This is a genomic window from Aureimonas sp. Leaf427 (assembly GCF_001425485.1).
GTDB lineage: Bacteria > Pseudomonadota > Alphaproteobacteria > Rhizobiales > Rhizobiaceae > Plantimonas.
The window spans coordinates 98,613-118,322 of record NZ_LMQW01000051.1 but is presented as its reverse complement, the minus strand read 5'-3'; the positions used below and the strand labels follow the sequence as shown (position 1 = coordinate 118,322).

At 68.0% G+C, this 19,710-nt stretch carries 19 protein-coding genes and 1 other RNA gene; 2 read left to right on the top strand and 18 right to left on the bottom strand.

Features of this window, described 5'->3' with window-relative positions; translation table 11 throughout:
* Nucleotides 1-12: 12 nt before the first annotated feature.
* The 18 genes from murB to ASG62_RS21255 all read right to left on the bottom strand — a co-directional run bounded on the left by murB (nucleotide 13) and on the right by ASG62_RS21255 (nucleotide 17,316).
* The gene (gene murB, locus ASG62_RS21330) at nucleotides 13-972 is read right to left on the bottom strand and encodes a UDP-N-acetylmuramate dehydrogenase (RefSeq protein WP_156382294.1); all 960 of its coding nucleotides are present in this window, start codon (nucleotides 970-972) and stop codon (nucleotides 13-15) included.
* Nucleotides 972-2,387: a UDP-N-acetylmuramate--L-alanine ligase gene (gene murC / locus ASG62_RS21325; RefSeq protein ID WP_056690098.1), complete on the bottom strand. Its 1,416-nt coding sequence runs from the start codon at nucleotides 2,385-2,387 to the stop codon at nucleotides 972-974. Before murC ends, murB begins: the two co-directional genes overlap by 1 nt.
* A 25-nt stretch (nucleotides 2,388-2,412) precedes the next feature.
* Complete coding sequence (gene murG / locus ASG62_RS21320; protein WP_056690095.1) at nucleotides 2,413-3,513, bottom strand: undecaprenyldiphospho-muramoylpentapeptide beta-N-acetylglucosaminyltransferase; 1,101 nt, start codon at nucleotides 3,511-3,513, stop codon at nucleotides 2,413-2,415.
* 163 nt (nucleotides 3,514-3,676) lie between these two features.
* Nucleotides 3,677-3,826, bottom strand: a complete 150-nt coding sequence (locus ASG62_RS26775) for a hypothetical protein (RefSeq protein ID WP_156382293.1) — start codon at nucleotides 3,824-3,826, stop codon at nucleotides 3,677-3,679.
* Nucleotides 3,823-4,101 carry a hypothetical protein gene (locus ASG62_RS21315; RefSeq protein WP_056690092.1) on the bottom strand — a complete coding sequence of 93 codons (279 nt, stop codon included), beginning with the start codon at nucleotides 4,099-4,101 and terminating at the stop codon, nucleotides 3,823-3,825. Before ASG62_RS21315 ends, ASG62_RS26775 begins: the two co-directional genes overlap by 4 nt.
* Nucleotides 4,102-4,108: 7 nt before the next feature.
* Nucleotides 4,109-5,263, bottom strand: coding sequence for a putative lipid II flippase FtsW (gene ftsW, locus ASG62_RS21310; RefSeq protein WP_056690089.1), 1,155 nt, complete (start codon nucleotides 5,261-5,263; stop codon nucleotides 4,109-4,111).
* Nucleotides 5,260-6,666, bottom strand: a complete 1,407-nt coding sequence (gene murD / locus ASG62_RS21305) for a UDP-N-acetylmuramoyl-L-alanine--D-glutamate ligase (protein ID WP_056690086.1) — start codon at nucleotides 6,664-6,666, stop codon at nucleotides 5,260-5,262. The genes ftsW and murD overlap by 4 nt, the downstream gene beginning before the upstream one ends.
* Before the next feature lie 6 nt (nucleotides 6,667-6,672).
* Nucleotides 6,673-7,755, bottom strand: a complete 1,083-nt coding sequence (gene mraY, locus ASG62_RS21300) for a phospho-N-acetylmuramoyl-pentapeptide-transferase (RefSeq protein WP_056690083.1) — start codon at nucleotides 7,753-7,755, stop codon at nucleotides 6,673-6,675.
* Entirely contained in the window at nucleotides 7,756-9,225 is a 1,470-nt protein-coding gene (locus ASG62_RS21295; protein ID WP_056690078.1) for a UDP-N-acetylmuramoylalanyl-D-glutamyl-2,6-diaminopimelate--D-alanyl-D-alanine ligase, read from the bottom strand.
* Nucleotides 9,222-10,664, bottom strand: a complete 1,443-nt coding sequence (locus ASG62_RS21290; protein WP_056690076.1) for a UDP-N-acetylmuramoyl-L-alanyl-D-glutamate--2,6-diaminopimelate ligase — start codon at nucleotides 10,662-10,664, stop codon at nucleotides 9,222-9,224. The genes ASG62_RS21295 and ASG62_RS21290 overlap by 4 nt, the downstream gene beginning before the upstream one ends.
* A gap of 130 nt (nucleotides 10,665-10,794) precedes the next feature.
* Nucleotides 10,795-12,513 (bottom strand): peptidoglycan D,D-transpeptidase FtsI family protein, encoded by a 1,719-nt coding sequence (locus ASG62_RS21285; protein ID WP_056690765.1) that lies wholly within the window; start codon nucleotides 12,511-12,513, stop codon nucleotides 10,795-10,797.
* A gap of 5 nt (nucleotides 12,514-12,518) precedes the next feature.
* The gene (locus tag ASG62_RS21280) at nucleotides 12,519-12,875 is read right to left on the bottom strand and encodes a hypothetical protein (protein ID WP_056690074.1); all 357 of its coding nucleotides are present in this window, start codon (nucleotides 12,873-12,875) and stop codon (nucleotides 12,519-12,521) included.
* Between the two features lie 6 nt (nucleotides 12,876-12,881).
* On the bottom strand, nucleotides 12,882-13,904 hold the full coding sequence (gene rsmH / locus ASG62_RS21275; protein ID WP_056690071.1) for a 16S rRNA (cytosine(1402)-N(4))-methyltransferase RsmH: 1,023 nt from the start codon (nucleotides 13,902-13,904) through the stop codon (nucleotides 12,882-12,884).
* Nucleotides 13,901-14,365, bottom strand: a complete 465-nt coding sequence (gene mraZ, locus ASG62_RS27740) for a division/cell wall cluster transcriptional repressor MraZ (protein ID WP_056690762.1) — start codon at nucleotides 14,363-14,365, stop codon at nucleotides 13,901-13,903. The genes rsmH and mraZ overlap by 4 nt, the downstream gene beginning before the upstream one ends.
* A 513-nt stretch (nucleotides 14,366-14,878) precedes the next feature.
* An RNA gene (gene rnpB, locus ASG62_RS22630) (RNase P RNA component class A) lies at nucleotides 14,879-15,303 on the bottom strand.
* Nucleotides 15,304-15,352: 49 nt separating this feature from the next.
* The gene (locus tag ASG62_RS21265; RefSeq protein ID WP_056690067.1) at nucleotides 15,353-16,132 is read right to left on the bottom strand and encodes an N-acetylmuramoyl-L-alanine amidase; all 780 of its coding nucleotides are present in this window, start codon (nucleotides 16,130-16,132) and stop codon (nucleotides 15,353-15,355) included.
* Nucleotides 16,129-16,845 carry a J domain-containing protein gene (locus tag ASG62_RS21260; protein ID WP_056690065.1) on the bottom strand — a complete coding sequence of 239 codons (717 nt, stop codon included), beginning with the start codon at nucleotides 16,843-16,845 and terminating at the stop codon, nucleotides 16,129-16,131. The genes ASG62_RS21265 and ASG62_RS21260 overlap by 4 nt, the downstream gene beginning before the upstream one ends.
* A 249-nt stretch (nucleotides 16,846-17,094) precedes the next feature.
* Nucleotides 17,095-17,316 (bottom strand): hypothetical protein, encoded by a 222-nt coding sequence (locus tag ASG62_RS21255; protein ID WP_156382291.1) that lies wholly within the window; start codon nucleotides 17,314-17,316, stop codon nucleotides 17,095-17,097.
* 253 nt (nucleotides 17,317-17,569) lie between these two features.
* Between ASG62_RS21255 and ASG62_RS21250 the strand changes: the two genes are divergently transcribed.
* Both ASG62_RS21250 and ASG62_RS21245 read left to right on the top strand, forming a co-directional pair.
* Nucleotides 17,570-18,349, top strand: coding sequence for a GH25 family lysozyme (locus tag ASG62_RS21250; protein ID WP_056690058.1), 780 nt, complete (start codon nucleotides 17,570-17,572; stop codon nucleotides 18,347-18,349).
* Between the two features lie 159 nt (nucleotides 18,350-18,508).
* Nucleotides 18,509-19,702: a lytic murein transglycosylase gene (locus ASG62_RS21245; protein ID WP_056690055.1), complete on the top strand. Its 1,194-nt coding sequence runs from the start codon at nucleotides 18,509-18,511 to the stop codon at nucleotides 19,700-19,702.
* Nucleotides 19,703-19,710 lie beyond the last annotated feature (8 nt).

Here is a 19,710-nt window from a genome sequence, read left to right as displayed (position 1 = left end):
CACCGACGCCGCCTAAGCCGCCTTGAACGCCCGCACCTCGTGGCCCGGCACGAAGGCGCCGAGGCGCTTGATCTCCCAGTGGAGGTCGATGCCGGAGGTGGCGTGGACGCGGGCGCGGACGGTTTCGCCGAGCGACTCCAGATCGTGGCCCGTCGCCGAGCCGGTGTTGATCATGAAGTTGCAATGAAGCTGCGACATCTCGGCGCCGCCGACCGCAAAGCCCCGGCAACCCGCGCGGTCGATCTCCTTCCAGGCCGATGTGCCTTCGGGGTTCTTGAAGGTCGAGCCGCCCGTCTTCTCGCGCACGGGCTGGACCGTCTCGCGATGGTGCTGGACCTCGTCCATTCGGGCGCGAATCTCGCCGCGCTCCGTCGGCACGCCCTCGAAAAGCGCGCCGGTGAAGATGAGATCGCCCGGCGCGCCGGAATGGCGATAGGCGTAGCCCATATCGGCCCTGGACAGGATTCGGAGATCGCCCCTGCGGTCGATCGCGCGGACCTCGACGACGCGCTCGCAAGTCTCGGTGCCGTTGGCGCCGGCGTTCATGCGCAGGGCGCCACCGATCGAGCCGGGAATGCCGTGGTAGAAATGAAAGCCGCCGAGCCCGGCTTCGAGCGCGACCGCCGCCAGGCGCTTGTCGGGCGCGGCCGAGCCGGCGCGGATCGCGCTGTCGCCCGCCGTCGCGACGTTGCCGAAGCCCTTGGCCGAGAGGCGGATGACGGCGCCCGAAATGCCGCCGTCGCGCACCAGCAGGTTGGAGCCGATGCCGACGATCGTCACCGGAACCTCTTCCGGCAGGGCGCGCAGGAAGGCGGACAGGTCCTCTTCGTCGGCCGGCTGGAACAGAAGTTCGGCAGGTCCGCCCGCGCGGAACCAAGTGATCTTGTCCATGCCGGCGTCGGGCGTCAGCCGGCCGCGCAGGCCCGCGAAGCGGTCGCCGAGGCGCGCGAGCAGCCCTGCCCCGTCGACCATCAGGCGCGGCCCGCCCGAAGCGCCGCCAAATCCTTCGGCAGCGCATAGGCCCACTGGGTGATGGAGCCGGCGCCAAGGAAGACGACGATGTCGTTCGGCTCGACGAGGCGATCGAGAAGCGGCGCGAGTTCCTCGGGGCCGTCGATCAGCTTGGCGTCGCGATGGCCGCCGAGCTTCAGCCGCTCGACCAGCATTTCCGAGTTCACGAACTCGATCGGCTCCTCGCCCGCCGAATAGACGGGCGCGAGGATGACGGTGTCGGCATCGTTGAAGCAGGCCGCGAAGTCGGCGAAAAGGCTCTGGAGGCGCGTGTAGCGATGGGGCTGCACGACGGCGACGACGCGACCCTTGGCCGAGGAGCGCGCGGCGGCGAGCACGGCGCGGATCTCGACGGGATGATGGCCGTAATCGTCGTAGAAGTCGGCGCCGTGGACCGTGCCCGTATGCGTGAAGCGCCGCTTGACGCCGCCGAAGGCGGCAAGACCGGTGCGGATCGCCTCGGCCGAGATGCCGATCCGATGCGCGACGGCGATGGCGGCGGTGGCATTGGAGACGTTGTGGCGGCCGGGCATGGGCAGCGTGATCTCGCGGATCTCGTCCTGCCGGCCGGTGACGCGGTCGCGGATCGTCACGTCGAAGATCGAGCGCGAGCCCTCGGCGCGCAGGTTCTCGAAGCGCACGTCGGCCTGGAGATTCTCGCCGTAGGTGATGATGCGGCGGTCCTCGATCTCGGCGACGAGGGTCTGCACCTCGGGATGGTCGAGGCACATGACGGCGAAGCCGTAGAAGGGCACGTTCTCGACGAAGGCGCGGAAGGCGGCGCGGACCTTGTCGAACGTGCCGTAATGGTCGAGGTGCTCGGGATCGATGTTGGTCACGACCGCGATATCGGCGGGCAGACGCAGGAACGTGCCGTCGGACTCGTCGGCCTCCACCACCATCCAGTTGCCGTCGCCCATGCGCGCATTCGTGCCGTAGGCGTTGATGATGCCGCCGTTGACGACGGTCGGGTCGAGGCCGCCGGCATCGAGCAGGGTCGCGACCATCGAGGTCGTCGTCGTCTTGCCGTGCGTGCCGCCGATGGCGATCGCCTGGCGGAAGCGCATGAGTTCGGCCAGCATTTCGGCGCGGCGCACGATCGGTAGCAGGCGCTCGCGGGCGGCGGCCAGTTCCGGGTTGGAGCGCTTGATCGCCGTCGAGACCACCACGATCTCGGCCGCCCCGAGATTTTCCGCGGCATGGCCGATCATGACCTTGATGCCCTTGGCGCGAAGGCGCTGCACGTTGGCGCTGTCGCCCTGGTCGGAGCCCTGGACGGTGTAGCCGAGATTGGCCAGCACCTCGGCGATGCCGCTCATGCCGATGCCGCCGATGCCGATGAAATGCACCGGGCCGATATTGGGCGGCATCTTCATGAAAAGGCTCCGAGATACGAAAAGGTCAGCGTGTCGAAGCCGCGGACATAGCCTCAACCACATCGGCGAGCAACCGCGCGGCATCGGGAATGCCGGTGGCGCGGGCGGCCGAGGCCATGACCATGGCCTTGGCGGGATCGTTGGCGATGCCCTCGATCAGGCCGGCGAGACGGATGGCGGACAGATCGGACTGGCGCGCCACGATCGCGCCGCCCGCGGCCTCCAGCTTGGCGGCATTGGCCGCCTGATCGTGGTCGAGCGCATAGGGGTACGGCACGAGGATCGAGGGACGGCCGATCACCGAGATTTCCGACACGGTGGAGGCGCCCGAGCGGCTGACGATGAGATGCGCGCGTCCGATGCGCTTGGCCATGTCGGTGAAGAAGGGGGAGACCTCCGCCTCGATCCCCTCGGCCTCGTAGAAGGCGCGCACGCGCTCCTGCTGCTCGGGCCGGGCCTGCTGCGTGACGTGGAGGCGGCGCAGGATCTCGATCGGCAGAAGCCGAACGGCTTCCGGCATGACGTCGGAGAAGAACTGCGCGCCCTGGCTGCCGCCGAAGACGACGAGCCGGAAGGGCTGGCCCGGGCCGCTCGGCTTGTAGGCATAGGCGGCCGATTCCAGCACGGCCGGGCGCACGGGATTGCCCGTCACGACGAGCTTGCCGGCGATCTCGGGTGCGAGGCCTTCCTGCGGAATGCCGGCGGCGATCCGCGTCACGCGCTTGGCGAGAAACTTGTTGGCCCGGCCCATCACGGCGTTCTGCTCGTGGATGAGCGTCGGACGGCCGGCCTGCGAGGCGGCCAGCATCGGCGGGACCGTCGGATAGCCGCCGAAGCCGACGACGACCGCCGGCCTGATCCGCCGGATCAGCGCGCCGGCGGCGCGAAAGCCGCGCCAGAGCTTCAGAAGCGAGCGCGCGACATGGAGCGGGTTCTTCGAGCCGAAGGTGGCGGAGGGAACGACATGGATCGCCTCCACCGGAAAGCGCTCGGCATATTTTCCGGCCCGCTCGTCGGTCGCCAGATGCACGACATGGCCTCGATCGACCAGCTCATGCGCCAGCGCCTCGGCCGGAAAGAGATGGCCGCCGGTGCCGCCGGCAGAGAGAAGGATGGGGCCGTTCATGGGGGAGCGCTTCGTCCAGATGAGATGCGTGACATTCGCAGGAATCGAACCCGAAACGCCGCGCCGCGGAAAATCGGCCGTCTAGAACTGCCTCGCCGAAAGGCCTAATCGCCCGAAGCTACTCGACTCCAGTTCCGATCGCATTCCCCGGCCGACCCGAATGTCAGCCGACAGCGCCGCTCTTTCGCTCGAAGCGTTCGCGCCGACTGCGTTCGAGTTCACGGTCCAGGGACCAGCCAGCGTAGTAGGTCACGAGAAGCGTTCCGATCGGCAGCAAAGCCAGACCGAGAATGTAGAACAGCGTCGTACTCATCCGTCCAACCTCCTCAACCACTGCTTCGCTCTCATATGAATATAGGGACTAAGGCCAAAACTGAAGAGGCTGACGCAGGCTGCGAAGATCTGTTCGTGGCCGGCAGTGGCGTTGAGCGCGATGCTCGACGGAATGGACAGCCCACCGACGAGCGCCAATCCGACCGCGATCCCGTTCATATAGGTCGCAGTCAGCTTGATCTGCTCCTTGCCTGCATCGCTGGGAAGGCGCGGCGACACGGTCGGGTCGTTGCCGCCATCGATCGGATCGCGCATCGAGATCTCACGTTCCCGACAGCGCCATCGTCCGATCCATCAGCCGATCCGTCTGCGAGGAGTTCTCGGGCTTCTTGCGGGTGAGCGCCAGGATGAAGCCGGCGGAGATGGCGATGGCGAGCATCGAGGAGCCACCATAGGAGATGAAGGGCAGCGTCATGCCCTTGGCGGGCATCAGCTGCAGATTCACCGACATGTTGATGATCGACTGGAGGCCGAAGAGGAAGACGAGGCCGGAAATCGCCAGCCGCGCGAAGGGATCGCGCTGCGCGAAGGCGACCGACAAGCCGCGGATCACGATGAAGCAGAAGATCGAGGCGAGCAGCATGCAGGTGACGATGCCGAACTCCTCCGCGATGACGGAGAAGGCGAAGTCGGTGTGGCTGTCCGGCAGAAGGCGCTTGACGGTGCCCTCGCCCGGGCCCTGGCCGAGCCAGCCACCACGCATGATGGCTTCGCGCGCCGTGTCGGTCTGGAACGTGTCGCCCTCGCCGGTGAGGAAGCGGTCGATGCGCGAGGCGACGTGCGGGAAGACGAAATAGGCGGAGAGGAAGCCGACCGTGCCGATGGAGCCGAGGACGGCGATCCAGAGCCAGGGCATGCCGGCCATGAAGAAGAGGCCGCTCCAGGCGCCGGCCGTCAGCATGGTCTGGCCGAGATCGGGCTGCGCCACGAGAAGCGCTGTGACGACGAAGAGGAGGATGATGGCGAAGAGATTGCCCGGAATATCGGCGCGGCGCTGCTTCTCGGCGAAGAGCCAGGCGCAGACGACGACGAAGGCCGGCTTCATGAACTCGGACGGCTGGATCGTCATCGGACCGATCTCGATCCAGCGGCGGGCGCCCTTCACTTCCATGCCGAAGAACAAGGCGCCGATCATCAGAACGATCGAGCCGGCCAGGAGAATGATCGAGGCGCGGCGGATGCCGCGTGCCGTCAGCATCGAGGTCGCGATCATCGCGGCGATCGAAGGCAGAAGGAAGACGCCGTGACGCTTGACGAAGTGGAATGGGTCGAGCCCGAGCTTCTCGGCGACGGGCGGGCTGGCGGCGAAGGAGAGCACGAGGCCGCCGATCATCAGCGTCAGAAAGGCGGCCAGGAACCAGCGGTCGACGCTCCACCACCAGTCGGTGATCAGGGCTCGTTTGGCGCGTGTGCTCATGCTCCACCCTTTCGGAAAAGCTCGATGCCGGGAAGGCGCGCCACGGCGTCGCGGAAGGCCGCCCCGCGCACTTCAAAATTGCGGAACTGGTCGAAGCTCGCACAGGCCGGCGAGAGGAGCACGACCGGCTCGCCCTCCCCCGTCGATCGCGCGGCATCGCGCGCGGCATGGGCGACAGCGATGTCGAGCGTGCCGGAAATCTCGAAGGGCACGCTCTCGCCGAGCGTCGCGGCGAAGGCCGGCGCGGCCTCGCCGATCAGATAGGCCTTGGCGACGTGGGGAAAGAGCGGCGCAAGGCTGGCGATGCCGCCTTCCTTGGGCAGGCCGCCCGCGATCCAGTGGATGGTCCGGAACGAGCCGAGCGCGGGAGCCGCGGCATCCGCATTGGTGGCCTTGGAATCGTTGACGAAGAGGACGGAGCCGATCCGGCCGATCTCTTCCATGCGATGGGCGAGGCCCGGAAAGCTTGTCAGCCCAACCAGAATCTCCTCGGCGGAGAGGCCCGCCGCGAGGAGCGCCGCGACGGCGGCCGCCGCGTTCTGCCCGTTGTGGCGCCCGCGCAGGGAGCCGATCCCGGCCAGCGAAAGGCTCGCGACGGGCGCCCCGGCCTCGGCGACGACGACGCTCGCGCCGTCGAAGAAGACGCCGTCCGCGAGGGTCTGCGACTGCGAGATGCGCACGACCTTGCGACCGGCGGCCTGAAGCTCGTCCGCGATGGCTCGGCAATAGGCGTCGTCCACGCCGACGACGGCGGTATCGGCGCCGCGCAGGAGCCGCGCCTTGACCTCGGCATAGTGCTCCATCGAGCCGTGGCGATCGAGATGGTCGGGCGTGAGGTTGAGAAGCAGGGCGACGGAGGGCGCAATCGAGGGGGCGAGGTCGATCTGATAGGACGAGCACTCGACGACGTAGAAGCGCGTCGGCACGGGCGGATCGAGCGTCAGGACGGCGACCCCGATATTGCCGCCGAGCTGCGTGTCGCGGCCGGCCGAGCGCAGGCAATGAGCGATGAGCGCCGTCGTCGTCGACTTGCCGTTCGTGCCGGTGATGGCGACGAAGGGGGCCTCCGGCGCATGGGCCCCGCGCTCGCGGCTGAAGAGCTCGACATCGCCGATGATCGGAACGCCGGCTTGCGCCGCGAGATCGGCCGTCCAGTGCGGGCGGGGATGGGTCAGTGGCACGCCGGGCGAGAGGATCAGCGCCGAGACGCCGGACCAGTCGATATCGTGGAGGTTTCCCGTCGCGATGCCGTCGCCCGCGGCGGCTTCGATGCTGGCGGGATTGTCGTCGAAGGCGATCACCGTCGCGCCGCCGGCCTTGAGCGCCAGGGCCGTCGCGCGGCCGGACCCGCCGAGCCCGAAGAGCGCGACGGTCTTGCCGGAAAAACTCGTGACCGGGATCATGGCGGCCTACCGCAGCTTCAGCGTGGAGAGGCCGACGAAGGCCAGCATGAAGGCGATGATCCAGAAGCGCACGACGACCTGGCTCTCCGTCCAGCCGAGCTTCTCGAAATGGTGGTGGATCGGGGCCATGAGGAAGACGCGCTTGCCCGTGAGCTTGAAGCTCGCGACCTGGATGATCACGGACATGGCTTCGATCACGAAGAGGCCGCCGATGATGGCGAGAACCAGTTCGTGCTTGGTCGCCACCGCGATGGCGCCGACCATGCCGCCGAGCGCGAGCGACCCGGTGTCGCCCATGAAGATGGCGGCGGGCGGGGCGTTGAACCAGAGGAAGCCGAGGCCCGCGCCGATGACCGCGCCGCAGACGACGGCCAGTTCGCCCGTGCCGAAGACGTAGTGGATCTGCAGGTAGTTGGCGAAGTTCACGTTGCCCGCGAGATAGGCGATGAGGCCGAAAGCGGCGCAGGCGATCATGATCGGCACGATGGCGAGGCCGTCGAGACCGTCGGTCAGGTTCACCGCATTGCCCGCGCCGACCATGACGAAGGCGCCGAGCGCGACATAGAACCAGCCGAGATCGATCAGGAAGGACTTGACGAAGGGAAAGGCCAGCGAGGTCGCGAAGGTGCCCGTGCCGGCATAGACCGTCAGCGTGCAGGCGATGCCGGCGATGGCGAACTCGATGGCGAGACGCGCCTTGCCGGAAAAGCCCTTATGCGACTGCTTCGTCACCTTCAGGTAGTCGTCGTAGAAGCCGATCGCGCCGAAGCCGATCGTGACGAGCAGCACGGTCCAGACGTAGAGATTGCTGAGCTCGGCCCAGAGAAGGGTCGAGGACAGGATGCCCGTCAGGATCATCAGTCCGCCCATCGTGGGCGTGCCGGCCTTCTTGAAATGGGTCTGCGGCCCGTCCGCGCGGATCGGCTGGCCCTTGCCCTGGCGCAGACGCAGGTTCGAGATGATCGCCGGCCCGAACAGGAACACCACGATGAACGAGGTGATCATCGCGCTTCCCGTCCGAAACGTGATGTAGCGGAACACGTTGAGGCCGGGGAAATCGGCAGAGAACTGGCCGAGATATGCGAGCATTTACACGGTTCCCGTCTGCGTCGCGGTCGAGCCCGCGCCATTCGCGGAACCCGGCACACCGGAGCCATGGGCCGCGATCAGCCGGTCGACGATGCGCGACAGGCCGATACCGTTGGAACCCTTCACCATCACGACATCGCCGGCGCGAAGATGCCCCAGCAGGCTTGCCTGAAGCTCGTCGAGACTCTCGTGCCATTCGGCCGGGAGTGTGCCGTCCAGCGCATCGTCAAGCGCCTTCATCTCGTTGCCGAGGAGGTAGACCCGATCGACCCCGGCCTCGACCAGCACGGGCCCGAGTTCGGCATGAAGATCGCCGGACTGCTCGCCGAGTTCCAGCATGTCGCCGAGAATGGCGATGCGGCGTCCGCCGGAGGACGGCGCCGCCGCGGCGAGAACCGCGATGGCCGCGCGCATGGAGGCGGGATTGGCGTTGTAGCTCTCGTCGATCAGCGTCAGCTCGCCCTCGCCGAGGGGCAGGCGATGGCGCTCGCCGCGCCCCTTGCCCGCGCGCCAGCTCGACAAGGCGGCGGCGACGGTCTCGACATCGGCACCGACCAGCTGCGCGGTGCCGAGGACGGCAAGGAGGTTGTCGGCGATGTGGCGGCCGGAAGCGGCCAACTCCAGGGCGACCTCCGTCTCGCCGATTCTGGCCCGCATCCGCGCGCCGTCGGGCATGGGCTGGAAGTCGAGAAGCCGGTACTCGGCCCCCTCGCCCTCGCCGAAGATCTTGATGTCGTCGACGCCAGCCGCGCGCGCCATTTCGATCAGGGCAGGCCCCTGCGGATCGTCGGCATTGACGACGGCCGTGCCGCCCATGACGAGGCCCTCGAAGACCTCGCCCTTCGCTTTGGCGATCTCGCCGATGTCGTTGAAATGTCCGAGATGGGCGGGCGCGATCAGCGTCACGATGGCGACGTGCGGGCGAACGATCTTGACGAGCGGGCGGATCTCGTCGGGATGGTTCATGCCGATCTCGAAGATGCCGAAGCGGGCGTCGGCGGGCATGCGGGCGAGACTCAGCGGCACGCCCCAATGGTTGTTGAACGAGGCGGCGGAGGCATGGACCTTGCCGGCGGCGGAAAGGCCGTGGCGCAGCGCTTCCTTGGTCGTCGTCTTGCCGACGCTGCCCGTGACGGCGACGATCTTGGCCTTCGATCGGGCGCGGGCGGCGGTGGACAGGCGCACGAGGGCGGTCAGCACGTCCTCGACCACGATGAACTGTCCGTGCACGCGGCCGAGCGCGGGCAGCTTCTTCTCGGACACGACGAGGACGGACGCCCCGGCCGCCACGGCGGCGGTCAGGAACGTGTGGCCGTCGAAGCGGTCGCCCTTGATGGCGAAGAAGGCGTCGCCCGGCGTGACCGTGCGCGTGTCGATCGAAAGGCCGGTCACGCCTCGCGGCATGGTGCCGATGGCACGTCCGCCCGTGGCCGCGACGAGCGCGTCGATATCCCAGAGATAATCCGTCATTCCGTTTCCCCCGCGATGGCGCGACGGACCTCCTCGTGATCGCTGAAAGGCAGGGTCTGCCCGCCGATGGTCTGTCCGTGCTCGTGGCCCTTGCCGGCGACGACGATCGTGTCGCCGGCCTGCGAGAGGCCGACCGCGTGGCGGATCGCCTCGCGCCGGTCGGCGATCTCCTCGGCCCCGGCGGCGGCTTCGATGATCGCGGCGCGGATCGAGGCCGGGTCTTCCGAGCGCGGGTTGTCATCCGTGACGATCGCGACATCGGCAAGGCGGGCCGCGATTTCGCCCATGATCGGGCGCTTGCCGCGATCCCGGTCGCCGCCGCAGCCGAAGACGCAGATCACGCGGCCCGTCGTGAAGGGACGCACGGCCGAGAGCACGTTCTCCAGCGCCTCGGGCTTGTGGGCATAGTCGACGAAGACGGGAACGCCGGATGCCGTGGTCCCCGCGAGGTCGAGGCGGCCGGGCGCGCCCTCCAGATGTTCGAGAGCCCCGAGCGCCGTCTCGGCGGGAACGCCGGTGACGATGGCGAGCCCTGCCGCCGTCAGCGCGTTCGCCATCTGGAACTCGCCGGCCAGCGGCAGCACGACGCGATGGATGCGCCCCTCCGCCTCGATCTCGGCGATCTGGCGGCTGCGCTCGTGCTCGAGGCGTTTCAGCTGAAGGAGCGTGCCCTTGCGGCCGACCGTCTCGATGCGCATTCCGGCATGGAGCGCGATGGCGATCGCCCGGTCCGACCAGGGGTCGTCGGCGAAGATGACGGCGGGCGCGCCGCGCGACAGGAGGACCTCGAAGAGCCGCATCTTGGCGGCGAAATAGTCCTCGATGGTCGGGTGGTAGTCGAGATGATCGCGGCCGAGATTGATGAAGGCGCCGGCAGCGAGCGTCACGCCGTCGAGGCGGCGCTGGTCGAGACCATGGCTGGAGGCTTCCATCGCGACATGGCTGACGCCCTCGGCGGCAAGCTCCGCCATGACGCGGGCAAGCTCGATCGGGTCCGGCGTCGTCAGCGAGCCGTAGTCGTCGCGGGTCGGCGAGCGAATGCCGGTCGTGCCGACGGAGGCGGCGGCATGGCCGGCTTGCGCCCAGATCTGGCGGGTGAAGGCCGCGATGGAGGTCTTGCCGCTGGTGCCGGTGACGGCGACGATCGTCTCCGGCTGGCGCCCGTGGAAGCGCGCGGCCATGAGCGCGAGCGCGCGGCGCGGATCGTCGGCGACGAGAAGCGGCAGGGCGGTCTCGACGGGCGCTCCCGCGAGGATCGCGGCGGCGCCCTTCGCCTCGGCATCGCGCACGAAGCCCGCGCCGTCGGCCCGAGAACCGCTTAACGCGGCAAAGAGATAGCCGGGCTTCACGGTCCGAGAGTCCGAGGAAAGGCCCTCGATCCGAGTACCGAGCCGTTCGGCCCCGCTGGCGATGCCCTCTGCAAGATCGCTGATCTTCATCTGTCCCAACCCGCGTTCGATGCGACGACCGGCGGATGGCGCCATCCGGCCCGGAAAACGTCGCGGACCTTTAGTGACTGTCGGCCGGCTTGGATAGGTCCCCGGCGAGGGCCCGCCCGCCCGGGCCCGGTCAGTTCGAGACGAGAAGCGGCCGGTTGGCCTCGCTGAAATCGGGCTTCACCTTCAAGAGCGCGGCCGATCGGCGGATGATGGCGCCGACCGTCGGCGCCGCGTTCATGCCGGCCGTCGCGCCCGCCTTGCCCGCTTCGGGCTTGGGCTCGTCGAGGACGACGAGAACCACGAAGCGCGGCTTGTCGATCGGAAAGGCGGCCAGATAGGCGTTGAAGCGCTTGTTGGCGGCGTAGCGACCGTTCACGACCTTCTCGGCCGTGCCCGTCTTGCCGCCGACGCGATAGCCGGCGACCTGCGCGCTCTTGCCCGAACCGCTCCGTCCGTTGAGATCGAAGAGATAGCGGATCTCGTCGCTCGTCCTCTTGCGCACCACCATTTCGGCCACGGCATCGGCCTCGGCCTTGGTGCGCGGCAGGAAGGTCGGCGGGATCAGCCGGCCGCCATTGACGAGCGCGGCGGCCGCGACCGCCGTCTGGAGCGGCGTCGTCGAGACGCCGTGGCCGAAGGAGATCGTGATCGAGTTCAGCTTCTTCCAGACCTTCGGCTGGGTCGGCATCGCCGTCTCCGGCAGCTCCGTCTTCAGCCGCGTCAGAAGGCCCATCTTCGTCAGGAAGGCCTTGTGGCCCTCGATGCCGACGAGATCGGCCTGCTTGGCGGTGCCGATATTGGACGAGTATTCGAAGATTTCGGGAACGGTGAGGACACGGTGCTTGCCGTGGAAATCGGAGATGGTGAAGCCGCCGATGCGGATCGGGCGGGAGGCGTCGAAGCTGTCGGTGATCTTCACGAGGCCGGAATCCAGCGCCATCGCCGTCGTGAAGGTCTTGAAGGTCGAGCCCATCTCGAACGTGCCCGCCGACATGCGGTTCATGTTTTCCGTCTTCAGCGCGTCCTTCGGATCGTTCGGGTCGTAGTCGGGCATCGAGGCCATGGCGAGGACCTCGCCCGTATCGACGTCGAGCACGACGCCGCCGGCCGCGATCGCGTCGTAGCGCTTCATCGACGCGGCAAGCTCGTCGCGCATGATGTGCTGGACGCGCAAGTCGAGCGAGAGGCGGACCGGCGCGAGATTGTCGCCATTGGCGAGGTTCATCCGCTGGATGTCGCCGAAGCCCTGGTCGTCGACATATTTCTCCATGCCGGCGATGCCCTGGTTGTCGACATTGACGAGGCCGACGACATGGGACGCTGTGGGGCCGCCGGGATAGAAGCGGCGCTTCTCCGTGCGAAAGCCGATGCCGGGGAGACCGAGCGCGAAGATCTGGCTCTGCTGGCGCGGCGTCAGCTGGCGCTTCAGCCAGACGAAGCCCGCCTCGCCGGACAGGCGCGCATGCAGGCTGCGGGCGTCGAGATCGGGCAGGACGGACAGGAGCGCCTCCGTCGCCTCGTCGGGATCGACGATGCGGCGCGGCTCGGCGAAGAGCGAGGCGGTCTTGATGTCGGTCGCCAGCACTTCGCCGTTGCGGTCCACCAGATCGGGACGCGAGGCGACGACGGGACCTAAGCGGCCGTAGCTGGCACCCTCCCCCGGGATCGCGCCCCACATGAGAAGACGCCCGCCGATGACGGCATAGACACCGAAGAAGAGGCCGACGGCAATGGCGAAGCGTCCGCTGTGACGCGGCGGCGCCACGCGACGGGCGCGCAGGGGCACGCGCGACGATGTCGCCTCCGCCTTGGAAGCGCGGGAAAGGCCCGGCCAAGCCGGAAGCTTCATTCGCATCATCTCACGACGCTGCCGGCGTTGTCGGCGAAGCCGCCGAGCGCCTTGGTCGGGTCGGGCACGAGATTGATCGGCTGCTGCGGCAGCTCGTCGATGTCGACGATCTGGTCCGGCCGGATCGCCTCGAGGGACAGATCGGCATGGAAGGCCTCGGCGAGGCGCTGCAACCGGTCCGGCTGGTTGAGCAAGCTCCAGTCGGCCTGGAGAAGCGCGATCGTCTCGCGCTCCAGCGCGCTCTTGCGCTCGACGGCGGCGATCGCATCGTCGATCAGCTCGGCCTCGTGCTTCACCTTGAAGGTCCAGGCGGCGGCGGAAATCATGACCGCGATCAGGACGATATCGAGCGTCTTCAACATCGGGGTTCAGGCTCCGGAACGCGGCAGGTCGGCAAGGGCGGGAAGGTCGAAGAAGGCCCCGGCATCGGCATCGCCGCGCGGGGGCGCGTCCGTGCGAAGGCCGACGCGCAGCTTGGCCGAGCGGGCGCGCGGATTGGCGGCAAGCTCCGCCTCGCCGGCCGTCACCGCCTTGTTGCGCGAGGCGAAGGTCAGCACCTTCTCCGCGACGTCCGGCAGATGGCGCGAGCCCGTGACCTGCTCGGACCGGTCGCGCAGGAAGCGCTTCACGATCCGGTCCTCCAGCGAGTGGAAGGTGACGACGACGAGGCGCCCGCCGGGCTTAAGGGCGCGCTCGGCGGCGAGGAGCGCGCGGGCAAGCTCGCCCAGCTCGTCGTTCACGAAGATGCGCAGCGCCTGGAAGGTGCGGGTCGCGGGATCGATCTTGTCCTTCGGCGCGCGGCCGATGACCTTGAGGATATGGCCGGCGAGATCGAGCGTCGTCTCGAACGGGCGTTCGGCGCGGCGCGCCTCGATCGAGCGCGCGATGCGCCCGGCCTGCCGCTCTTCGCCGAGGAAGTTCAGGATGCGGGCGAGGTCGCCCGTCTTCAGCGTGTTCACCACGTCGGCCGCAGAGGGGCCGGAGCGGCTCATGCGCATGTCGAGCGGGCCGTCCTTCTGGAAGGAGAAGCCGCGTTCGGCTTCGTCGATCTGCATGGAGGAGACGCCGATATCGAGCACGACGCCGTCGAGCGATGCAAAGCCAGCGGACGCCGCCAGCGCATCGAGATCGCCGAAGCGGCCGTGGACGGGCGTCAGCGCGCCCGAGGTTTCGGCCTCCAGCGCCCGCGCCGTCTCAATGGCACCAGGATCGCGATCGACCGCGAGCACACGGGCGCCGGCCGCGAGGATCGCGCGGCTATAGCCGCCCGCGCCGAACGTGCCGTCGAGGACGATCTCGCCGGATACGGGCGCCAGTGCCTCTAGAACCTCGGCGAGGAGAACGGGGATGTGGCGGACAGGCTCGCCCGCGACCGGCGCGGCGCCGCTCATCGGGAAGGCTCGGCCGGTCGGGAGGCGCCGGAGGCCCGCGCGGAGGCCAGACGCTCGCGCGCGGCGGCACGATGGGCCTCGAACTGCGAGGGCTCCCAGAGCTGGAAGAAATGATTGCGGCCGACGAAGACGACTCGGTCCGTGATGCCCGTGTGCGAGCGGATGAAATCGGTCACCGAGATCCGGCCCTCCGCGTCGAACTTGAGAAAGGCACCATCCCCGTAGGTGAAGAGCGACATGTCGGCATAGGCCTCGCTGAACGGGTCCTCGGAGGCCATGCGCTCTTCGTAGCGCGTCAGGAGATCCATGCCGCCGACGTCGATCGCGGGCTGACCGATGGCCTGCAAGGCATAGAGCTCCTGATGGCCGCGCGCCGCCAGAACCTGACGGAACCCGGCCGGAACCGAGACCCGGCCCTTGGAGTCGATGTTGTTGACCGAATTGGAAAGAAAACGGTCCATCGAGCCCCATGCCTGCATCCCCTTTCGCGACCCGCCCCATCACGGTCCCACCCCATCAGAAAACCGAACGCAAAAGCCCGTCCTCGGCCAGCGAACAGGCTGACAGAAGGGGCTCCGAACGCGCCGGAGTTGAATTCGTATGGCTGTAGAACCGCCCGATCGGGCCGCCGGGTGATGTCGTCGTGGTTAACATGGGCCCCTATGGGCGTCAATGGGAACGGCCCCCACAGACCTGTGGCAGGCATGCAAGCCGTTCATAGCTCATCAAGCTTAACACGTTCTTAATATGAGAGATTTCAATCCAGGCGTGGTGTGGCAAGCTTGCCTCAACCTGCCAGTTGCAGCGCAATATCCGGGGCTCGATCCCCAAGTGAAACCGGCACTTAAGCGGCTTCCCATGCCGCTTTCGGGCAAAGGCTCGAAGACGGCTACAAAATCAGGTCGCTTTACAATTTTGAATTGCTAACGCCACGGCATTTTCACCCGGAAATGGGAGTCCGCGGACGGTTCGAAAGTGCCAGTCGGCCTATAAGCCGGGTTCTGTGAGCGGCTCTCGCCGCCCGGCGACCATTCCTCTGGGACGACGCTTGCGCGCCGCCTCGAGCAACCCACCCGAACGACTGACCCGGAGAGGCCGGCGGTCGCCCGCCACGTCGTTCCTATTCGGTCTTGCTCCCGGTGGGGTTTGCCGTGCCGCCCATGTTGCCATGAAGCGCGGTGGGCTCTTACCCCACCGTTTCACCCTGACCCCGCAGACGCCATCCGCCAGCGCACGAGGCGCCGGTGCGAGGATGGGCCGCGAGGCGGTCTGTTCTCTGTGGCACTTTCCCTAGGGTCGCCCCCGCCGGGCGTTACCCGGCACCGTTTCTCCGTGGAGCCCGGACTTTCCTCCCCCGCCGTCTTTCGACATTGGCGGCAGCGGTCGCCCAGCCGACTGGCGCGCGAGCCATCGGACGCGCGCGCGCTCGTGTCAACCCGCGAGCGCGCTCAGGCGACGGCGAAGGGCGAGGTCGGCAGGCTTACGAGGAGGCGGTGGAGCGTCTCGATCGTGGAGAGGTCGGCGACGCCATCGATCTTGGCCGGGCGGAAATGGCGCTGGAAGGCGATGGTCGCAAAGCGCGTCGCCTCGTCGAATCGGCCGTTCGCCTCGACCTCGTAGCCATAGGCGGCCAGGAGGCCCTGATAGGCCGCGACGGGCTCGCCGGCATCGCCGAGCCCGAAATAGCGCCCGCCCCGGATCGGCGAGGGCGCGACGTGGTGGCCGAGCCCCTCGCGGTGCAGCCGATCCCAGGGGAAGAGCTCGCCCGGGTCCTGCTTGCGGGCGGGCGCTATGTCGGAATGGGCGAGGATGTTTTCGGCCGGTATGGCCCATCGCGTGCCGATGTCGCGGCAGAGCGCGATCACGCGCTCGATCTGCGCGTCCGGGAAAGGCCGATAGCCGTGGTCGTGGCCGGGATTGACGATCTCGATGCCGACGGACCGCGAGTTCACGTCGTCGCGCCCCCGCCAGCTTCCCGCGCCCGAATGCCAGGCGCGCAGGCGCTCTTCCACCAGCTGGACGATGCGGCCGTCCTCGTGGACGAGATAGTGGCAGGAGACCTGGCTCCGCTCCATGGCGAGCCAGCGGGCCGCCGCTTCGCCGTCCTCCATGCCGGTGTAATGGAGGATGACCATGTCCGGCCCCGCCTGCCCGCGCCGTTCGCCGATGTTCGGCGAGGGCAGGATGGCATCGACCAGCAAGCTGTCCGGCGCGAAATCCGACCTCACGAGGCCACCGCCCGAGCGACTTCGTCATAAGCCGCGTTGATCGCCTTGATGCGCTCGAGGCCGATCGCCATGAACTCGTCGGGCACGCCGCGCGCCGCGAGGCGGTCCGGATGGTTCTCCTTGACCAGCTGGAGATAGCGCGCGCGCACCACGGCCGGCGGCGCATCCGGCTCGACGCCGAGCACGGCATAGGCGCCCCTGCGGCCCGTCGAGACATGCCGGCGCAGGATCGCGGCGAACTCGGCTTCGGGGATGCGGAAAATCTCGGAGACGTGGGTCAGGAAATCCAGCTCTCGCTGGTGGATGACGCCGTCGGATTTGGCGATGTGGAAGAGGCCGTCCAGAATGTCCGCCAGGAGCTGGCAGCCGCCGCTCGGGTCGGTGCAGAGCGTCGTCATCCGGCGCGCATAGGCCTCGTATCCGGCCGTGTCCTCCTTGGCCAGATCGTAGAGGCGGAAGACGTTGCGCAGCTCCTGCGGCGGAATGTCGAAAATCTGCCGGAAGGCCGAGATTTCGGGCGCCGAGACGATGCCGTCGGCCTTCGCCATCTTGGCGGCCAAAGCGATCATGGCGACGGAGAAGGCGACGCTGCGCCGCGTCTCGCGATCGCCGGAAAACAGCGTTCGAATGCTCTCGTAGAGGCCTTCGAGCGTTTCGCGTCCGCTCTGCGGCAGGGATCGAAGAAGGGCCGCGAGGCTGGAAAGGATCTGCATCGACTGTTCCGAACCCGCCTCTCTAGCACCCGCTGCGCTGTCTCCTGGCGTTCCCCCGATCCTATCGCGCCGCAACAGGCGGCGTCACCCCCCGTTCTCCTGCCGAACACTCCTTCTTGAAAGCGCAGGCTTCCAGAAAGTGGCCTCGAAACGAAAACGAGGCGACCCGCCGAATGCGGATCGCCTCGCGATCGTTCGAAAGCCCCCGTCCCGCCCCGCGCCGAAGGCGCGGCGCGGGAGCATCGAGGCTTACTGGGTGGTCGTGGTGCCCGTGGTCGTGCCCGTGGTTCCGGTCGTGCCGGTCGCGGGGGCCGTGGTGCTCATGGAGCCCGTCGCAGGCGTCGTGGTGGTGGTCGTTGCAGCCGGCGCGGTCGTCGTCGTCGTTGCGGCGGGCGTCTCGGTCTTGTTGTCCGAGCAGGCCGAGAGCGCGAGGAGGGCCGAGGCGCAGATTGCGAGAGAGATCGTCTTCATCGTCAACATCCATTTCGTTGTTTCGGAGCCTCAACGCATGGAGGCCCCGCGGCGTTCGGTCTCCCATCATCACGCCTCATTTCGATGCGCAACGATCCGAACCCTTCAGGTGGAGCATCGACGATGCCCCGCGCAATATATGGGGTGCGCGACGGGCGCGGCGAGGGAGAGGCAAGCTTTCGATGCTAGAGGCCGCGTGGCGACGCCGAACCGAACCCACGATTTCAAGCTCTTGCACCCTTGCGGAGATATCATGACGCCTCCTCCGTCCCGCCCCCTTTCGCGCCGCGCCTTCCTGCCCCTTCTGGCCGGCGGGCTGCTCGGCGGCTGCAGCGGCGGCGGGCTCGACGCGCGTGATCTAGCGCTGTCCGGTTTCACCGGCCCCAGCCCGAACCACTATCCGATCCACGGGATCGACGTTTCGAAATACCAGGGCGACATCGACTGGTCGGCCGCCCGCAATGGCGGCGTCGCCTTCGCCTATCTCAAATCCACCGAGGGTGGCGACCGCGTGGACTCGAGGTTCGAGGAGAACTGGAAGCGGGCGGGCGCGGCCGGCATGCCGCGCGGCGCCTACCACTTCTTCTACCATTGCCGCTCCGGCGCCGAGCAGGCGCGCTGGTTCATCCGCACCGTGCCGAAGCAGGCCCATGCCCTGCCCCCGGTTCTCGATGTCGAGTGGACGCCGGATTCGCCGACCTGCACCATTCGCCCGCCGCGCGAGGATCTCGTGCGCGAGATGGAGGACTTCCTCAACATCGTCGAGAAGCATTACGACACCCGGCCCATCATCTACGCGCCGATCGACATCCATCGCGACCGGCTCGTCGGCACCTTGCCGCGCCACGAGTTCTGGCTGCGGGCGGTGAAGGATCATCCGAACAACGTCTACACCGACCGACCCTTCCGGTTCTGGCAGTGGACGGCGACGGGAACGGTGCCGGGCGTGACGGGCGACGTCGACCGCAACGCCTTCTCCGGCTCCAAGGGCGACTGGGCGAAATGGCTGAAGGCGCGCAGCATCCGCGCCTGAGCGCGCCGATGGCAGCTTGACGAGGCGGCGCTTTCCTTCAAACCGCCACGTTGGACCTAAATAGGTCCGCGCCAGTCGCAGCGCCTGATTCGAGGCTCCGCCGGGGATCGATGACCCGGCCCGGCCGAAGGCGCGTCCGTTTCGAAGGAAAGCCTGCCCATGTCCGTTCGCCGCCTCGCCGTCTGCCTCGCGCTCCTCCTCTCCGGCACCTCGCTGGCCGCAGCCCAGTCCGCTCCCGCCTGCGGCGGCGACTTCGGCGCCTTCATCGAGGGCGTGAAGACGGAAGCGCGGGCGGCCGGCATTTCGGAGGCCGCGATCGAGGCCTCGACGGCGCGCATGGTGCCGAACCCGAAGGTGCTGGCGCGCGACCGGGCTCAGGGCGTGTTCAGCCAGACCTGGGGCGAGTTCTCCACCCGCATGGCGAACGCCTCCCGCCTGAAGCAGGGCAAGGCGAACCTTCAGAAATACGCCTCCACCTTCAAGAAGATCGAAGCGGAGACCGGCGTGCCCGGCCCGGCGATCGCGGCCTTCTGGGGCCTCGAGACCGACTATGGCGCCGTTCTCGGCGACTTCGACACGCTGAGCGCGCTGGCGACGCTGGCGCATGACTGCCGCCGACCGGAGCTTTTCCGCCCCCATCTCATCGGCGCGATGCAGGTCGTCGATCGCGGCTATCTCACCCCCGACGAGATGAAGGGCGCCTGGGCCGGCGAACTCGGCCAGACGCAGATCCTGCCCGAGGAGTATCTTAAGTTCGGCACGGACGAGGACGGCAACGGGCGCGTCGATCTCCTGAAGGACGACGAGGACGTTCTGGCGACAACGGGCAAGTTCATGCAGTCGCTCGGCTGGCGCAAGGGCGAGCCCTGGCTCGAAGCCGTGCGCGTGCCCGACGACTTTCCCTGGGATCGCGCCGCGCTCGCCAACAAGGAGCCGCGCTCGGAATTCGCGAGCCTTGGCATCACCAAGGCGGACGGCTCGGCGCTCGAAAGCGACGCGCTGCCGGCCTCGCTCATCCTGCCGATGGGCCGGGGCGGCCCGGCCTTCCTCGCCTTCCCGAATTTCGACGTCTATCTCGAGTGGAACAAGTCGCTCGTCTATTCCCTGACGGCCGGCTACTTCTCGACCCGCCTCGCCGGCGCTCCGCCGATCGACATGGGCAATCCTCAGAAGGGCCTTTCGACCGACGAGATGAAGTCGCTCCAGACCAAGCTCGCCGGCCGCGGCTACGATGTCGGCAAGGTCGATGGCATTCTCGGCGGCGCCACCCGCGAGGCGGTCCGCCGCGAACAGCAGCGCTTGGGGATCCCCGCCGACGGCTGGCCGACGCCGGACCTGCTTGCCGCGCTCTGAAAGCGTTC

Bases quoted from the DNA above. Each gene is read 5' to 3' on its own strand.
- murB (WP_156382294.1), bottom strand. From the start codon at position 972: ATGGTCGACGGGGCAGGGCTGCTCGCGCGCCTCGGCGACCGCTTCGCG.
- murC (WP_056690098.1), bottom strand. From the start codon at position 2,387: ATGAAGATGCCGCCCAATATCGGCCCGGTGCATTTCATCGGCATCGGC.
- murG (WP_056690095.1), bottom strand. From the start codon at position 3,513: ATGAACGGCCCCATCCTTCTCTCTGCCGGCGGCACCGGCGGCCATCTC.
- ASG62_RS26775 (WP_156382293.1), bottom strand. From the start codon at position 3,826: ATGAGTACGACGCTGTTCTACATTCTCGGTCTGGCTTTGCTGCCGATC.
- ASG62_RS21315 (WP_056690092.1), bottom strand. From the start codon at position 4,101: ATGCGCGATCCGATCGATGGCGGCAACGACCCGACCGTGTCGCCGCGC.
- ftsW (WP_056690089.1), bottom strand. From the start codon at position 5,263: ATGAGCACACGCGCCAAACGAGCCCTGATCACCGACTGGTGGTGGAGC.
- murD (WP_056690086.1), bottom strand. From the start codon at position 6,666: ATGATCCCGGTCACGAGTTTTTCCGGCAAGACCGTCGCGCTCTTCGGG.
- mraY (WP_056690083.1), bottom strand. From the start codon at position 7,755: ATGCTCGCATATCTCGGCCAGTTCTCTGCCGATTTCCCCGGCCTCAAC.
- ASG62_RS21295 (WP_056690078.1), bottom strand. From the start codon at position 9,225: ATGACGGATTATCTCTGGGATATCGACGCGCTCGTCGCGGCCACGGGC.
- ASG62_RS21290 (WP_056690076.1), bottom strand. From the start codon at position 10,664: ATGAAGATCAGCGATCTTGCAGAGGGCATCGCCAGCGGGGCCGAACGG.
- ASG62_RS21285 (WP_056690765.1), bottom strand. From the start codon at position 12,513: ATGAAGCTTCCGGCTTGGCCGGGCCTTTCCCGCGCTTCCAAGGCGGAG.
- ASG62_RS21280 (WP_056690074.1), bottom strand. From the start codon at position 12,875: ATGTTGAAGACGCTCGATATCGTCCTGATCGCGGTCATGATTTCCGCC.
- rsmH (WP_056690071.1), bottom strand. From the start codon at position 13,904: ATGAGCGGCGCCGCGCCGGTCGCGGGCGAGCCTGTCCGCCACATCCCC.
- mraZ (WP_056690762.1), bottom strand. From the start codon at position 14,365: ATGGACCGTTTTCTTTCCAATTCGGTCAACAACATCGACTCCAAGGGC.
- ASG62_RS21260 (WP_056690065.1), bottom strand. From the start codon at position 16,845: ATGCAGATCCTTTCCAGCCTCGCGGCCCTTCTTCGATCCCTGCCGCAG.
- ASG62_RS21255 (WP_156382291.1), bottom strand. From the start codon at position 17,316: ATGAAGACGATCTCTCTCGCAATCTGCGCCTCGGCCCTCCTCGCGCTC.
- ASG62_RS21250 (WP_056690058.1), top strand. From the start codon at position 17,570: ATGACGCCTCCTCCGTCCCGCCCCCTTTCGCGCCGCGCCTTCCTGCCC.
- ASG62_RS21245 (WP_056690055.1), top strand. From the start codon at position 18,509: ATGTCCGTTCGCCGCCTCGCCGTCTGCCTCGCGCTCCTCCTCTCCGGC.